This window comes from Nonomuraea phyllanthi (assembly GCF_006334985.2).
GTDB classification, from domain to species: Bacteria; Actinomycetota; Actinomycetes; order Streptosporangiales; family Streptosporangiaceae; genus Nonomuraea; species Nonomuraea phyllanthi.
Genome location: NZ_VDLX02000001.1, coordinates 983,874 through 999,579, shown reverse-complemented (window position 1 = coordinate 999,579; position 15,706 = coordinate 983,874). Strand labels below are relative to the sequence as shown.

Here is a 15,706-nt window from a genome sequence, read left to right as displayed (position 1 = left end):
CGGCACCACCACGGGCGGCGTGCGCGGAGGCCCCACGGCATCACCACGGAGCCGGTCAAGGGTGCGGCGTTGCGGCGGCCGGCCACGTGCGGGTCAGTGGGCGTCTCCCTGGAGGCCGCCGACCACGTGCGGCGGGTGGCGCCAGCCCGGCGGAGCCGTAACAGATGGATGGTTTGAGGGGTGGCGCCGACCCGGCGCAGCCGTAATAGAGGGGTGGTGCCGGCCGGGCGCGGCCGCAACAGAGGGAAGCAGCCGTGGCAGACGGAAGACGCGCATCGGGAGAAGAAGAACGGGATCGGCGGCGCGTCAACCAAGCGCTGGTCGGGAAAGCTTGAGAAAATCGCCTACTGTGACGGCGATTCTCGACCAGTTGCGCACTGCCCCCCGGTCCGTGCTCGGCAAGCTCCCCGGGGTTTCGGGCGACGACGACGAGTCGAGGCGGCCGCTGCCCGTGTCGGGGATGCTGGCCGCCGCCGCCACGCTGGGCGTCGGGCTGGCCGCGCTCACCACGCTCACCCTCGTCGGCTGGATCGCCGCGCCGAGCGGCACGCTGGGCAGCGGGCTGCCGGGGGTCTTCCGCACGGCGGCGCAGCTCTGGCTGGCCGCGCACCACGCCGGGTTCGCGATCCAGGGCGGGCGGGTCGGTCTGCTGCCGCTGGGGTTGATGTTGCTGCCGGCCGTGCTGCTCTACCGCGCGGGCCGGTGGATGGCGCGTGACGCTGACCTGCGGCTGCGGCTGCCCGCGCGGCTGCCGAAGAACAGTCCCAAGGAGAAGGCGAGGGCGCGTCGCCGGGCCCAGATGGCCGTGGTGATGCAGGCCGGGGTGTCCCTCGCGGCCCCTTACGCGCTGCTCGCGGGGTTGATCGCGCTCGCGGCGAGCAACGAGATCACCCAGCCGTATCTCGGTGAGGTGCTGCTCAGCCACTTCGTGCTGGCGTTCCTGGCGGGGGCGGTGGCGACGGCCCGCATGATCGGCCCGTGGCGGGTGATGCTGCGGCTGCTGCCGGAGCGGGTGCGCGCGCTCACCGTCGGCACGGCGGTCGCCACGGCCCTGCTGCTCGTGGCCGGGCTCATGCTGGTGCTGGTCGCCGTCGCGCTGAACTTCGGGCAGGTCAGAGACCTGTCAGGGGTGCTCTCGCCCGGGTTCGTGGGCGGGGTGCTGCTGTTGCTGCTGCAACTGCTCTACCTGCTCAACGCCGTCGTCTGGGCCTCCTCCTACATCGCCGGGCCCGGGTTCGCGATCGGCGCCGACACCCTGGTGGCCCCCACGGGGGTGCAGCTCGGCACGGTGCCGAGCCTGCCGCTGCTGGGGGCGCTGCCGGACAGCGGGCCCGTGCCGGGGTGGATGATGGCGGTGGTCGCGCTGCCGTTCGCGGCGGGGGCGGTGGCCGGGGTGATGGTGGCCCGGATCTCGCCGTCGCCGTCGTATGAGGCGGCGCCGCTCTGGGGGCTTCTGAGCGGGGTGACCTCGGGGTGCGTGGCGGGGCTGCTGGCGGCGCTGTCCGGCGGGCCGATCGGCGGCGGACGGATGGCCACGGTCGGCCCTTCGCCCTGGGAGGTGGCGTTGTCGGTGGCGCTCGAGGTCGGGGTGGCGGCCGGCATCTCGGCCGGCGTGACCAACCTGCTGCTGCTCAACAAGAAGGCTCGCGCGCCGCTCGACAAGGCGGCCGCCCCCGTGCGCAAGGCCGGGGCCGCCATCGCCAAGGCGGCGAGCAAGGTGGGGCTGGCCGAGTCGGACCCGCGCCCGCTGCCCGGTCACTGGATGGACGCCACCGAGGCGGACACTCAGGAGATCCCGGTCATCAGGGACGACTGGCAGGACGAGCACGCCTCGGCGGAGGCGGAGACCCTGGCCCAGGCCCGTCCCCGCCGGCCGGAGCCGGCGCGGCCGCCGCGCAAGGACATCGTGGACGAGTCGGACGATCGCGGCGGCCACGTGATCTACGTCGACCCGTACGCGTGGGACCGCGACTGACCCGCATCACGAGCCCCGCCTGACAGCCGCACGCCCCGAACATCCCCCAGGACCAGGCCGACGGCCGTACGGCCCCGAACGAGCGTTCTCGGGCCCCGGGCGGCGGCAGCACGCCCCGTCGTCTCCGGGACCCGGCCGGGGCCGCGGGCACTCGGACGCTTTCGGAGCCGCCCGATCAGGGTTGCATGGCGCCGAGCATCTCCAGCACGTCGGCGGGCAGCTTGCGCTGGGCCGCCTCCCTGAACTGCGCGAAGCACTCGCCCTGCGCCGAAACGGTCCCCGCGCCCTTCATGCACTCCTGATAGGCGGAGTACTCCTCCATCAGATACAGCTGCATGCCCGTGGCCATGGCCGACAGCGCCAGCGCGATGGACGAGACGGTGATGCCGCCGACGGCGACACCGGTGGGCCGGCCCTCGGCCCTGAGCATGGGGAGCGCGCGGATGCCGGCCATGAGCGCGAACAACGCCATGACCAGTCCGGCGAGGGGCAACATGAACGTCATGGCCAGCGCTGCGATGGACAACCAGATCGCTCGGCGGCCCGCCGAATCAGCGGGCTGCTGGCCTGCCGGTGCCTTCACCGGTGTCGACACCTGACCTCCTCTGCGTCGCCGGGCGAGGAACAGATACTCTGACACCCCCACCCTGTTTCCTTTTGGGAGTGTGCGTGTCTAAGGCTGGGCGGCTCGTCGTCCTCGTCTCCGGCTCTGGAACCAACCTACAGGCCCTGCTGGACGCTTCTGCCGACCCGTCGTACGGGGCCCGCGTGGTCGCGGTCGGCGCGGACAGGGGCGGGATCGAGGGACTGGCCAGAGCAGAGAGGGCGCAAGTCCCGACATTTGTGGAAAAACTGGGCGATTATGCGACACGGGCGGAGTGGGATGTCGCCATCGCGGCCAGGATCGCAGCGTACGAACCCGACCTGGTGGTGTCGGCGGGCTTCATGAAAATTCTGGGTGCGCCGACGCTGAGCGCCTTCCCCGTGCTGAACACGCACCCGGCGCTGCTCCCGTCGTTCCCCGGCGCGCACGGCGTGCGCGACGCGCTGGCCCACGGGGTCAAGGTGACCGGCTGCACGGTGATGCTGGCCGACGAGGGCGTCGACAGCGGGCCGATCATCGCCCAGGAGGCGGTGGCGGTGCTGCCCGATGACGACGAGGCGGTGCTGCACGAGCGCATCAAGACCGTCGAGCGGCGCCTGCTCGTCGAGATCGTCGGCCGGATGGTCCGCGAGGGCTGGACGGTCAGCGGACGCATCGTCCGCATCGGCAACGAAACTGGAGGGGAATCCACGTGACTCGCATCGCCATCCGGCGCGCGCTGATCGCCGTTTACGACAAGTCCGGGCTCGAGGAGCTGGCCAGAGCCCTCGACGGCGCCGGGGTGGAGATCGTCTCGACCGGCGGCACGGCGGCCGCCATCTCGTCGTACGGGATCCCGGTGACGAAGGTCGAGCAGCTGACCGGGTTCCCGGAGTGCCTGGACGGGCGGGTCAAGACGCTGCACCCGCGCGTGCACGCCGGGCTGCTGGCCGACGTCACCAAGCCGCACCACGTGACGCAGCTGGAGGAGCTGGAGATCGACCCGTTCCAGCTCGTCGTGGTGAACCTCTACCCGTTCCAGGAGACGGTGGCCTCCGGCGCGACCGACGAGGAGTGCGTCGAGCAGATCGACATCGGCGGCCCCGCCATGATCAGGGGCGCCGCGAAGAACCACAACACCTGCGCCGTCGTGGTCGACCCCGCCTACTACGGCGAGGTGCGCGACGCGCTGGCCGGTGGCGGTTTCACGCTCACCGAGCGCAGGCGCCTGGCCGGCCTCGCCTATGCGCACACGGCCGCGTATGACGTGGCGGTGGCCAACTGGTTCGCGCGGACCGCCGACGACGGCGAGTTCCCCGAGTTCACGGGCGGTACGTACGAGCGCAAGGCCACGCTCCGCTACGGCGAGAACCCGCACCAGCGCGCCGCCCTCTACACCGGCGGCACCGGCGGGCTGGCCAACGCCGAGCAGTTGCACGGCAAGGAGATGTCCTACAACAACTACCTCGACTCCGACGCCGCCTGGCGCGCCGCCTGGGACTTCGCCGAGCCGTGCGTGGCCATCATCAAGCACCAGAACCCGTGCGGCATCGCGATCGGCGCCGACGTGGCCGAGGCGCACCGCAAGGCGCACGCCTGCGACCCCGTCTCGGCCTACGGCGGCGTGATCGCCGTCAACCGTCCCGTCACGGCCGAGCTGGCCCGGCAGATCGCCGAGATCTTCACCGAGGTCGTCATCGCGCCGTCCTACGAGGCGGAGGCGCTGGAGGTGCTGCGCTCCAAGAAGAACATGCGCCTGCTGCGCTGCCCGGAGGGCCCGTCGCGGCTGACCGAGCTCCGCGAGATCGACGGGGGGCTCCTGGCGCAGACCGTCGACAAGGCGGACGCGCCGGGCGACTCGGCCGCGCAGTGGGAGCTCAAGACCGGCACCCCCGCGTCGCCCGAGCAGCTGGCCGACCTGGAGTTCGCCTGGCGGGCGTGCCGGTCGGTGAAGTCCAACGCCATCCTGCTGGCCGCCGACGGGGCGACCGTGGGTGTGGGCATGGGGCAGGTCAACCGCGTCGACTCGTGCCGCCTGGCGGTCACCAGGGCGGGGGAGCGGGCGACGGGGGCTGTCGGGGCCTCGGACGCGTACTTCCCGTTCCCTGACGGGCTTCAGGTGCTGATCGACGCCGGTGTGCGGTATGTGGTGGAGCCTGGGGGCTCGATCCGGGACGAACTGGTCGTCGAGGCCGCAGAGAAGGCCGGAATCACCCTGTATTTCACCGGCACCCGCCACTTCTTCCACTGACCTCCGGACGATTCCTTCACTGAACCTTCGCCTTCGGACGGCCCCTTCACGGTGTCCCTGCTCCGACCTCATGGAGCTCGGCCATCGTGGAGGGGTCAGACCGGTTTGCGATGATCGTCCGTTATGGGACGATCATGTAGCATTCTGTCTGTTTCGGCGGCGAGCATCCGTGAAGTGCGGTTAACCTAAGGGCTTCCCCTGCCTCGCGTTTCACGGAGTTCCCCTTGCTCGACACGCTGCTGCACGCCTTCGTGACCATGAACGGCTTCGCCACCAGCCCGGTCGTCCTCGTGATCCTCGCCCTCATCGGCGCCTACCTGGGCGGCAAGGTCGTCGAGATCATCCCGTTCACCCGCCGGATCATCGAGCGCCGCGAGGCCCAGGCCGCCGAACGCGAGTAGCCCTCAAGAGCACCTCACCCACCGGCCGTCCCCCTTACCGGCCATCCTGCTCGTCGGCCGTCCCGCTCACCGGCCCATCCCGCTCGTCGGCCGTCCCGTCCACGGCCGTCCCGTCCACCCTGCGCCCCCGTCGTGCTCACGCGTGCAAGGTCGCCAGGCGGGCCGCTCCCGCCAGGGCCGCGTGCACGCCCAGAGTGCTCTGGTGGACCCGTACCGCGCGGACGAAGGCGAGCCCCGCCACGTCGTCCAGCATCCGCTCCAACGGATCGAACAGCACCTTCCCAGCCCCCGACACGCCGCCCCCGATGACCACCGTGGTGATCTCGACCGCGGCCGCCGTGGAGGCGATCATCCCGGCCAGTGCCCGCGCCCCGCGTTCGAAGGCGGCGACGGCGACCGGGTCGCCCGCCGCGGCGGCTTCGGCGAGCGCTCGCGCGTCCGCCTGTCCCGGGGCGGGCGACCAGCCGTTGTCCAGGGCCCAGCGGGCGAGGTTGGGGCCGCTGGAGTAGCGCTCGACGCAGCCCCGCCCCCCGCACTCGCACCGTTCACCGGAGGGGTCGATGGACATGTGCCCGACATGTCCGGCGTTTCCGGTCGGTCCCAGCAGCGGCATGCCGTCGATCACCAGCCCTCCGCCGATCCCGGTGGACACCACGATGCCGAGCAGGGCCGTACTGTCACGTCCCGCCCCCAACCAGTGCTCCCCGAGCGCGAAGCACTGAGCGTCGCCGGCGAGCACGGTGGGCAGCCCCGTCAGCTTCCGCACCTCGTCACGCAGGGGGAACCCGCGCCAGGTGGGCATGTTGACCGGGCTCACCGTCCCGGCCGCCAGGTCGAGCGGCCCGGCGCAGCCGATGCCGACGGCCTCCGGCGACGGGCCGTCCTCGGTCACCTCCCCGATGAGCGCCGTCAGGGCGGACATGACGTCCGTACGGGGCGTGGGCCGCGTACCGGAACGCAACACGGAACCCTCCTCGTCCACCAGCGCGGCGGCGAGCTTGGTTCCTCCGATGTCAATGGCAAGTACGTAGGTCATCAATGTTTGTGGTGGTTGTCGGGCTGGCGAGGATCGCCAGGGTGTTCCAGTCCGGGCACGAGTTCGATCTTCTTGGCGCGCATGTCGTCCAGCCATCGCGCGAAGGCTCTCCGCCGCGCGGCGTCCAGCAGCGCGTCCCCACCGGCGATGGGGGCGGGCGCGCGGGAAGGTCCTGGTTCTGGCCGAAGGGCGGCTCCTTGCTGGGGCGGCGGGGGTGCCGAGGCGGTGTCGGGCACGGCGATCGCGACATGCCAGCCCAAAGTGTCCCGCACCGGTCCGACCAGGGTGCCGTGGGGGTGGCGTCGCAGCTCTTCCGCGATCGCCGCGGGCAGGGAGTCGAGCGACGCCCTGCCCAGCGGGTCGAGGTCGTCGGACGTCGCCTGCTGGGCGCTCGAAGGGTCGGGGAAGACGCGGTGCCGGAGGAGGTGCCGCGGCGGCCGGTGCTCGGCCGGGGTGGGGGAGCGCCATTCCGGTGGGGCCGCCGTGGTGGCGGTGACGTGCGCGAACACGGCACGCACCCACGGGCTGCCGTTGTAGGCGGCGGTGTTGATGGAGCCCAGCTCGACGGCCGCCACCCCCTCGAACGGCTCGCCTTCCACCGGGTCGAGCCCCAGCTCGGACGCGACGGCCTCGCACAGCGCCTCCGTGAGGATGACCTGGGTCAGCCACCTGGCGAGCTGGCGGTCCTCCGAGCTTCCCGGCACGGGCAGCGTCCCGCGGAACGGGCCTTCGCGGAGCTCGGCGATGCGACGGTCAAGCCGCTCGCGCGGAACCGGCCGGCTGTCCACCCACCCGGCCACCGCCCCCACCCCAGGCGCCGACACCGCCCCCGTGGCGGGCGATGGCACATCCTTCGCCGTGGGGTCGCTCGAGTGCGAATGAGTGCGGGGATCGGTGGAGTGCGAAGGGGCGTGGGGGTCAGTGGAGTGTGTATGCGCGGGAGGATCGGCGGAGCGGGGTGTGCGGGTGGCGGCAGCGCTGGGGTCGGGTGTGTGGTGGGTGCTCGGGGTATGGCCGGATCCCGGTGCGATGGGCGGTGGCAGCAGGACAGGAGCCGGGCGTGCGGTGGGTGGTGGGGGCACGGCTGGGTGGGGGTGGGCCGTCACCGGGTCACCTCCAGGCGGATCGCCGGGCTGTACTGGCAGCGGCCGAACCACATGACCTTGGCCAGGGCCCATGCATGGCCGGTGGGCGCGTCCTCCGGGACCTCCACCGGGAACGACACGTCCACGGTCTCACCCGCCCCGACCGTGAAGCCCCGGATGACCTCAGGGAGCAGGTGCCAGGTCCCCCACGGGGACGCGAGCTGCGACTCACCGCGGATCTCGTCGGACGTCGTGTTGGTGAGTCGCAGCACGAGCGAGGTGCTGGTGCCTGGTCGGAGGGTGAGAGCGTCGGTGACGGGGGTGATGGACAAGCCGGTGGGGCGGGCCTCGGCGGACTTGGTGCCGCGATTTGCCTGGGTGGTGGACGATGCTGACGGTTCATCGTGGGCCGGGAGCTCCGGGGGGCTTCCGAAGGCGACGGTGGTGACGTCTTCGATGACCTGGCCGCCTACCGAGGTGCGGGCGGAGACGAAGTGCAGCCCCCGGTGCGGGTCGGGGTCCGCAGGGGGCGGGGTGACGGTGACCGGGAAACGGAGGTGGCCGCCCGCGGGGAGGCGGAAGGCGCGTTGGGCGGGGGTGGCGGCCCAGCCTTCCGGGAGGCGGAGGGTGACCAGGCCCTCATGGGGCTCGTCCGTCAGGTGGGAGGAGAGCACCACCTCCACGTCGAACGGCTCCCCGTCCGACGGCGTGACCAGGCCGGGGCTGATCGTCAGGGAGATCGGCAGGTAGCCGAGTGGAGCCGGCCCCTTGTTGTGCAGCCAGTAGCGGGTGAAGACCGGTTGGGCCTGCTCCACGGTGGGGCCCAGCTCCGGCGTGGGTTCCGGAACTGCGGTGCCCGTTTCGAGCAGGTCACCAGGGCCGGCGGCAGTCGAGTCGGCGATGATCGTGCTGGCGGCGGTCGTGCCAGTAGCGGTCGTGCTGGCGGTGATCGTGCCGGTAGCGCTCGTGCCGGTCGTGGTTGTGCTGGTGGTGGTTGGGTCGGTGGGCGGAGTGGCGTTGCTGGACGGGGTGGTGGCCAGGAAGGTGGCGATTTCGGAGCCCGTCAACGGGAGGGTGGGCGTCGTGACGGGGGTGCCGGGGCGTTCGAGGAGGTCGGAGTGGGTGAGGGAGCTCAGCGGGAGATGGGGCGAGCTGATCTCCGCATGAGAGCCCAGCCCGGTCGACTCCATCAGGCGGATCGTCACGCCCTGGTCGGGGGCGGTGGTGTGGCCGTGGGCGTGGGGGTTGCCGGTGACCTTGAGGGTGCTCAGCAGCACGTCACGGGCCGGCGAGAGCGTCAGGAGCGAGTGTGTCTGGGGGAGTTCGCCCGCTTGCGGAGCGGCGATCGTACGGGGGAGCAGCGGGGTGATGTGCTCCTGGGCCTGCGCGGGGAGTCGCTGGGCCCGCCAGTCGCCCTCCCCGGCGACCAGGGAGTAGGAGAACTCGTGGGTCCAGTGCTGGAGCTGGAAGGCCGAGCCGTCAGGCGTCGTGCGGTGGGGCGGGTCCAGCCAGATGCCGGACGGCCAGCCCGTGCAGGAACGCATCAACGACAGGTGCAGCGCGCCCGAGGGGTCGACGGCGAAGCCGGGCAGGCCGTAGGCGAGCAGGGCCACCGTGTGGTCGTCGAGGCGTTCAGCCCCCAGCGGGCACACCGCTTCGATCGTGGCGTCGGCCAGGTCGCTCACCAGCTCGGCGACCGGGCAGTTGACGATCAGGGCGGGCAGCGCACGTACGTCGCGCAGGTCGGCGCTCGGCTGCCAGACCTCCGTGAGGGGTTGTTCGGCCGGGATCCACACCCGGGACGCGCCCGACTTCAGGGCATCGAGGTAGGCGGGATCGGCGCGGGAAAGAATCTCGGCGGCCAGCGGGTTGGCGTCGGGGCCGCCCAGGACGATGCGGACGTCGGGCAGGTTGGAGTCGACGTCGAGCCAGCCGTAGCGGGTGCCCGCCGCGGACGACGTCGTGGCGGTCACCCCCACGCGGGCCAGGGCGACCACCAGATCGCGGGCCTCCGGAGCCTCCTCCAGGGTGGGCACCACGACCTCGGCCACCCCCAGGGCACGGGCGCCCGCCTCGCCGAGATCGACCTTCGCCGTGGCCGACAGGCCGAACCAGGTGTTGGCCGGATTGTCCAAGGTCCACGGATGCTCGGCCGTGTCGACGTCGGGGAGGGCGAAGCCGCGGCCCACGACGGCGCCCGAGACGTCCGACACGGGGAGCGCGCCTTCGACGCGAGCGGGGAAGCGGACGCGCAGCAGCCGGTCGGCGCCGCTGTGATCGAGCACGCGGGTGGTGAAGTCGATCCGGTCGGAGCCGGTCAGCAGGGTGACGGTCTGCTCATAAGTGATCTCGCCGACCTGCCCCGTGACGATGAGGCGCCGGCCCAGCGGGCTCGTGTCGGCGCGGGCGCTCGCCGCCGGGGCGTCGGCGGAGCCCACGACCCGGCCTGTGGGGATGAGGTGCCAGGGCCCCTCGCCCATGTCGGGGTGCTGGGGATATTCGTCGTAGAGGCGTAGTTCGTTGCCGAGGCCGGTGAGAACCTCCCGGCCGGATGACCGGTCGAGGATCGAGGTGAGCGCGCCTCCCCGGGACGGGTCGGCCGTGACCCGCCATCGGTGGTTCTCGATGGTCACGGAATCGGAGACCGGCCCGGTGTGGGGCGGGTTCTGTGCCTGAGCTTCCGCTGGTTTCGCGGGCGGCTGACCGCCGGTGGCGACCGGTGCGCCGGTGCGCCAGGTCTCCGGGGAGGTCGTCACGATGCGGTACGTGCGCCAGCCCATCGACGGCACGTCGCGGGCCAGGAAGGTCAGCGTGCCGTTCTCCACGACGGCGGGGACCTCGGCGCCTGAGGCGTCGATAACACTGTGCCCCGTCGGCAGCGCCACGCGGACCAGGCCGTCGCGGGCGAACGGCAGGGTGTTGGTCACCACCACGCTCGGCGTCTCGACGCCGATCCGGCCGGTCAGGGCGGCGAGCGCGTTGTCGCGGGAGGCCGTGGCCAGGTCGTACGCCTCGCGCCAGCCGGTCAGCAGGTCGATGTAGACCTGGTCGGACTCCGAGCCGGTGATCGCGTCGTGGTGGGCGCCGTAGGCCAGCTGCCGCCACACCTTGTCGAGCGCCGTGTGCGGGTAGCCGCCCAGGCCCAGCGCGGCCGCGAACGTCGACAGCCGCTCGGCGTCCAGCGCGGCCACCTCGGCGGCCCGCTGGGCCTGCTTGGTGTCGATGTACGACACGTCCTTGCCGGTGTAGACGGGGTTCATGTCGCGGGTCTGGGGGCTGAAGGACGACATTTCGGCGCGTACGGCGTCGAGGAAGTCGCGCGGGGTGGCGCAGACGAATTTGGGCCAGACATAGCGGTCGGCCCAGGTGCGGTGGATGTCGGTGACCCACTTGTTGGGCGGGGTGTAGTCGGTGCCCACGGGAAGGAGGATGTGCTTGGTCGCGGCGACCGGCTTGAGCGAGCGGTAGAGGTCGTGGACCGCGGCGCAGGCGTCGTCCAGCGACGGCGAGGAGTCCATCGTCCAGCCCGCGGAGTAGTGGGCGGGCATGTAGTGGGTCAGGACGCCCTGCCCCGACGGCGAGATCCACTCGAACTCGCTGGGGAACTGCATCAGCGCGGCGTCGTTCTTGGCCTGCTTGAAGTTCTTGCTGATCGGCCCCCACTGGTGGAACGGGCCGCGCGCCCACGCGCTGCCGGTCAGCCCGGCCGCCGCGAGATAGCCGGGGAACTGCGGGTCGTGGCCGAACACGTCGAGCTGCCACGCGGTGCGCGGATCGCCGCCCAGGATGTCGCGCTGGTAGCCGATGCCGTAGACGAGGTTGCGGATCGTCGCCTCGGCGCCGGTCAGGTTGGTGTTGGGCTCGTTGTACGTGCCGCCGATCAGCTCCGCCCTGCCCTCCGCCATGAGCGCGCGCAGGTCGGCCCGGCGCTCGGGATGGGTGTCGAAGAACGGCTTGAGATAGTCGACCTCGGCCAGCACGAAACGGTAGTCGGGGTCGCGCAGCGCCAGCTCGATGTGGGCCTCGACCAGCGCGAACGCGTTGCGCTCCCACAGCGGCCTGGTCGTGCCGTCGCCGGGCAGGAGCTCCCACGGGCTGGTGTAGGCGGCCTGGGTGTTCCACCACACCGGGTCGTAGTGGAAGTGGGACACCATGTGCATCGTCCAGCCAGGCTCCTCGGCCGTGACCGTGACCTCCAGCGACTCCTCGCCCAGCGTGAGCACACAGGGGACGGCGCTGCCCGGCGGGACGGACACGGCCAGCGGCACCTCCAGGACGGTGGCGTCCGCCGGCACGGTGACCGGGCCGGCCAGCCGCACGCCCTCGCCGCGCAGCTCCAGCGCCGCCTCGTGCTCTCCCCGGGCGACGGTGACCCGCAGGACCTGGTGAGGGGCGTCCTGGGAACCTACGAACAGGTCGGTCGACTCGGCGGTCATCAGGCGGGAAGGCACGGGGGAACCTCCTGGGCATGTTGCTGGCGCCCGCAACACTAAGCCCTCCGAAGATCAATGACAACGATGTCATGATTCTCTGTGGATAACGGAGCTCTGCTGCCTGGCGTCTGTGGATAACTCCTGGCCGGAGGGCTGGGTGTGCCGGGGTCCGTGTGCGGGTTTCCGGCCCCCTGAGGCACGCGGTGAGATGGGGGTGCGGTGCGGCCGGGCCGAGGCGATGGGAGCGCTTTGGTGGCGGTGTCGCTGTGGCGGTTTCGGCGGTCTTCCTACGGGAGGCACCGGTTCCGCCGCCTGCCGCGGCTGTGATGGCGGCGCCCGTTTCGGGTGGCGGAGGGTGAGGTGGCGCGGCGGCAGTGGTGAGTGCCGCTCGCGAGGGTGCGGTGGGGGTGAGCGGTGGTGTTGCGAGGGCGCGGCAGATGCGGAGTGGTGGTGTGCCGAAGGTGCGGTGGCGATGAGCGGTGGTGCCGCCAGGGTGCGGTGGTGGTGAGTGGTGGTGCCGCCAGGGTGCGGTTGGGGAGCGGTGTCGGGGGAGCGGGGTGGGCGATCGGGTGAGGGCGTCAGCGGCTCTGGGGTTCGGTCAGGCGGGTGCGCAGGGACGTGATGACGGACTCGTCGATGCCGAGGTACGGCACCGCGCCACCGTGCCGCTCCCGGAGATGCTCCAGCGTCCGCAGCATGGTCGCCTCGGTGATCTCGTTGAACAGGCGGCGCGAACGGTCGCCGGCGCCGGGCCGCGTGCAGGAGGCGGTGAGGGCGTAGTCGCGGGCGATCTCCCGGTCCGGGACCCCGGCCAGGGTCAGCGCCAGGGCGACGACGAGCCCGGTGCGGTCGCGCCCGGAGTGGCAGTGCACGAGCACCCCGCCGGGCGGCGCGAGGGCGATCGCGGTGATGACGGCCGCCATGCGGTCCGCGCCGCGATCGAGGATCGCCCGGTAGATGTCGGGCATCGTGTCGGCCATGGCTTCCAGGACGTCGTCCTCGTCGCGCAGGACGGACAGGTTCCGGTACGCGGGGTGGCCGGCCAGCGGGCTGGGATCGGCCGCGCACTCGCCGGCCAGGCGGAGGTCGATCACCAGCCGTACGTCGTGTGCCAGCACCGCCTCGACGCCGGCCGGGCGGGGGCGGTCGGAGCGGATCAGGGCGCCCTTCCTGATGCGGCCGCCCGAAGCGGTGGGGAGGCCGCCGAGGTCACGGGCGTTCTCGCAGCCGGGCCATGAAAGTGCGGTCATCGCTGAGTCCCGGTGCTTGCCGGCATGAGGTGGGGTCCTCCTCGTATTATGAAGGTCTCCTTCATTAGTAGCACCGTTCGTCCTGAAGATCAACCAGTGGGCGGGGTCGGGTGGCGTGCCGGTGGTCATGAGGGACGTGGAAGGATTGCGGCATGAGCGCAGTGAAACTCGATGGCAAGGCGACCGCCGCCAAGATCAAGGCAGACCTCACGGCCCGGGTGGCCGCGCTCAAGGAACGCGGCATCACGCCCGGCCTGGGCACCGTGCTCGTGGGCGACGACCCCGGCAGCCAGATCTACGTCGCGGGCAAGCACCGCGACTGCGCCGAGGTGGGCATCGCCTCCATCCGCGTCGACCTCCCGGCGACCGCCACCCAGGCCGAGGTCGAGGCGGCGGTCGACGAGCTCAACGCCTCGCCCGAGTGCACCGGCTACATCGTGCAGCTCCCGCTGCCCAAGCACCTCGACACGATGGCCCTGCTCGAGCGCATGGACCCGGCCAAGGACGCCGACGGCCTCCACCCGGTCAACCTCGGCCGCCTCGTCCACATGGTGGAGGCGCCGCTCCCGTGCACGCCGCACGGCATCGTGCTGCTCCTGCAGGAGTACGGCGTGCCGATCAAGGGCGCGGAGGTGGCCGTGGTCGGGCGCGGCATCACGGTGGGCCGTTCGCTGGGCCTGCTGCTCACCCGCCGCAGCGAGAACGCCACCGTGACCCTCTGCCACACGGGCACCCAGGACCTCGCGGGCCACGTGCGCCGGGCGGACATCGTGGTGGCGGCGGCGGGCGTGCCCGGTCTGATCACGCGCGACATGGTCAAGCCCGGTGCGGCCGTCCTCGACGTGGGGGTCTCCCGGGTGGAGGGGAAGATCGCCGGTGACGTGGCGCCCGAGGTGGCGGAGGTGGCGGGGTTCCTCACGCCCAACCCGGGCGGCGTCGGGCCCATGACCCGCGCCCTGCTGCTGTCCAACGTCGTGGAGGCCGCGGAACGCCTTCAGTAGCCGCCAGCAGGCAGAACGACCGCCGGCGGTGATACCGGGCAGCACCCGGTATCACCGCCGAAGGTCGGAAGCCCCCGAAGGTCGGAAGCCCCCGAAGGTCGGAAGCCCCCGAAGGTCGGAAGCCCCCGAAGGTCGGAAGCCCCCGAAGGGTCGGGGGCCGCCGAACAGGTCAGCAGCCGCCTGAAGGTCGGAGGCCGCCTGAAGGTCAGGAGCCGCTGAACAGGTCAGAAGGGGTACGTGGCGATGTCCCCCTGCATGGTGACCCACTGCGTCTCGGTGAAGGCGTCCACGTTCGCCCCGGTGCCCCCGAACCTGGCCCCCGTCCCCGACGCCCCCACCCCGCCGAACGGCGCCACCGCCTCGTCGTCCACGGTCTGGTCGTTGATGTGCACGATCCCCGTCGGCACCAGGTCGGCCAGCGCCAGCCCCTTCATCACGTCGCGGGTGAGGATCCCCAGCGACAGCCCGTACTCCGAGTCGCCGGCCAGCGCCGCCGCCTCCTCCAGCGTGGCGAACGTCGTCACGGGCGCGACCGGCCCGAACACCTCCTCGGCGTACGCGGGCGCGGTCACCGGCACCTCGGCCAGCACGGTGGGCCGGTAGAACAGGTCCTCGTACGTGCCTCCGGCGGCGAGCCGGGCCCCGGCGTCCACGCTGGAGGTGACCAGCCGGTGCACCCGGTCGCGCTGCCGCGCGTCGATGAGCGGCCCGAGCGCGACCTCGCCGGTGGCGGGGTCGCCGACCGGCAGCCCGGCGGCCTTGGCGGCCAGGCGCTCGACGTACTCCTCCGCGACGGCCTCGTGCACGAGGTGCCGCCCTGAGGTCATGCAGATCTGGCCCTGGTGGAAGAACGACGCCCACGCGCCCGCGGACGCGGCGGGGCCGAGGTCGGCGTCGTCGAACACGACCAGCGCCGAGTTCCCGCCCAGTTCCAGGTGGACCCGCTTGAGCAGGCGCGCCGCCGCCTCCCCGACCTTGCGTCCGGCGGCGGTGGAGCCGGTGAAGGAGATGACGGGGATGTTCGGGTCGGCGACCAGCGCCTGGCCGGCCTCGGGGCCGCCGGGCAGCACGTGCAGGAGCCCCGCGGGCAGCCCGGCCTCCTCGAAGACCCGTGCGATCGCGAACCCGCCGCAGACGGCCGTGCGCTGGTCCGGCTTGAACACGACCGCGTTGCCCAGCGCGAGCGCCGGTGCGACCGACCTGATGCCGAGGATCAGCGGGAAGTTGAACGGCGCGATCACGCCGACCACCCCGACCGGTATCCGCCGGGCGAAGCTGAGCCGCCTGCGGGCGGTCGGCAGCACCTCGCCGAGCGGCTGCGAGGCCAGCGCCGCCGCCTCGTAGCACTCCTGCGCCGCCACGTGCGTCTCGAATCCGGCCTTGCCCGGCACGCCGCCGGACTCGCGCACGATCCAGTCCTGGATCTCCTGCGCGTGCTCCTCGAAGAGCCGCCCGGCCCGCCGCAGCAGCGCCGCCCGCTCCTCGTACGGCGTGGCGGCCCACGCCCGCTGCGCCTCGCGCGCCCGCGAGGCCGCCGCCGCCACGTCGTCGGCGCCGGCCGAGCCCGCGCGGCCGAGCTCGTTCCCGGTCGCGGGCTCGACGACCGGGACGTCACCGGCCCGAGCGGCGGTCCACCCGCCGTCGAAGATCGATCCTGTCCAGATCTTGGGGTCGAGGAAGGTCATCGTGCG

The 15,706-nt window shown here is 72.2% G+C and carries 11 protein-coding genes; 5 read left to right on the top strand and 6 right to left on the bottom strand.

What is annotated here, in order from left to right; translation table 11 throughout:
• Positions 1-349 precede the first annotated feature (349 nt).
• Positions 350-1,975 carry a cell division protein PerM gene (locus FH608_RS04670; RefSeq protein WP_139628587.1) on the top strand — a complete coding sequence of 542 codons (1,626 nt, stop codon included), beginning with the start codon at positions 350-352 and terminating at the stop codon, positions 1,973-1,975.
• Positions 1,976-2,150: 175 nt separating this feature from the next.
• On the opposite strand, the gene FH608_RS04665 is transcribed toward FH608_RS04670, so the two are convergent.
• Complete coding sequence (locus tag FH608_RS04665) at positions 2,151-2,570, bottom strand: hypothetical protein (RefSeq protein WP_226898965.1); 420 nt, start codon at positions 2,568-2,570, stop codon at positions 2,151-2,153.
• A gap of 74 nt (positions 2,571-2,644) precedes the next feature.
• On the opposite strand from FH608_RS04665, the gene purN reads away from it, so the two are divergent.
• The 3 genes from purN (at position 2,645) to FH608_RS51245 (ending at position 5,210) form a co-directional block, all read left to right on the top strand.
• Positions 2,645-3,274: a phosphoribosylglycinamide formyltransferase gene (purN, locus tag FH608_RS04660; protein ID WP_139628585.1), complete on the top strand. Its 630-nt coding sequence runs from the start codon at positions 2,645-2,647 to the stop codon at positions 3,272-3,274.
• Positions 3,271-4,809, top strand: coding sequence for a bifunctional phosphoribosylaminoimidazolecarboxamide formyltransferase/IMP cyclohydrolase (gene purH, locus FH608_RS04655; RefSeq protein WP_139628583.1), 1,539 nt, complete (start codon positions 3,271-3,273; stop codon positions 4,807-4,809). The genes purN and purH overlap by 4 nt, the downstream gene beginning before the upstream one ends.
• A 224-nt stretch (positions 4,810-5,033) precedes the next feature.
• On the top strand, positions 5,034-5,210 hold the full coding sequence (locus FH608_RS51245; RefSeq protein WP_193318220.1) for a hypothetical protein: 177 nt from the start codon (positions 5,034-5,036) through the stop codon (positions 5,208-5,210).
• A gap of 136 nt (positions 5,211-5,346) precedes the next feature.
• Here the strand turns inward: FH608_RS51245 and FH608_RS04650 are convergent, their stop codons facing one another.
• The 4 genes from FH608_RS04650 to FH608_RS04635 all read right to left on the bottom strand — a co-directional run bounded on the left by FH608_RS04650 (position 5,347) and on the right by FH608_RS04635 (position 13,014).
• Positions 5,347-6,246, bottom strand: a complete 900-nt coding sequence (locus tag FH608_RS04650) for an ROK family protein (RefSeq protein ID WP_139628581.1) — start codon at positions 6,244-6,246, stop codon at positions 5,347-5,349.
• Positions 6,246-7,046, bottom strand: a complete 801-nt coding sequence (locus tag FH608_RS04645) for a DUF7158 domain-containing protein (protein ID WP_226898964.1) — start codon at positions 7,044-7,046, stop codon at positions 6,246-6,248. The genes FH608_RS04650 and FH608_RS04645 overlap by 1 nt, the downstream gene beginning before the upstream one ends.
• Positions 7,047-7,348: 302 nt before the next feature.
• Complete coding sequence (locus FH608_RS04640; protein ID WP_139628579.1) at positions 7,349-11,782, bottom strand: glycoside hydrolase family 38 N-terminal domain-containing protein; 4,434 nt, start codon at positions 11,780-11,782, stop codon at positions 7,349-7,351.
• 560 nt (positions 11,783-12,342) lie between these two features.
• Entirely contained in the window at positions 12,343-13,014 is a 672-nt protein-coding gene (locus tag FH608_RS04635; RefSeq protein WP_139628577.1) for a tyrosine-protein phosphatase, read from the bottom strand.
• A 152-nt stretch (positions 13,015-13,166) separates the two neighbouring features.
• Here FH608_RS04635 and FH608_RS04630 point away from each other — a divergent pair, with 152 nt between their 5' ends.
• Complete coding sequence (locus FH608_RS04630; protein WP_139628575.1) at positions 13,167-14,015, top strand: bifunctional methylenetetrahydrofolate dehydrogenase/methenyltetrahydrofolate cyclohydrolase; 849 nt, start codon at positions 13,167-13,169, stop codon at positions 14,013-14,015.
• Between the two features lie 224 nt (positions 14,016-14,239).
• On the opposite strand, the gene FH608_RS04625 is transcribed toward FH608_RS04630, so the two are convergent.
• Complete coding sequence (locus FH608_RS04625; RefSeq protein WP_139628573.1) at positions 14,240-15,700, bottom strand: benzaldehyde dehydrogenase; 1,461 nt, start codon at positions 15,698-15,700, stop codon at positions 14,240-14,242.
• Positions 15,701-15,706: the final 6 nt, after the last annotated feature.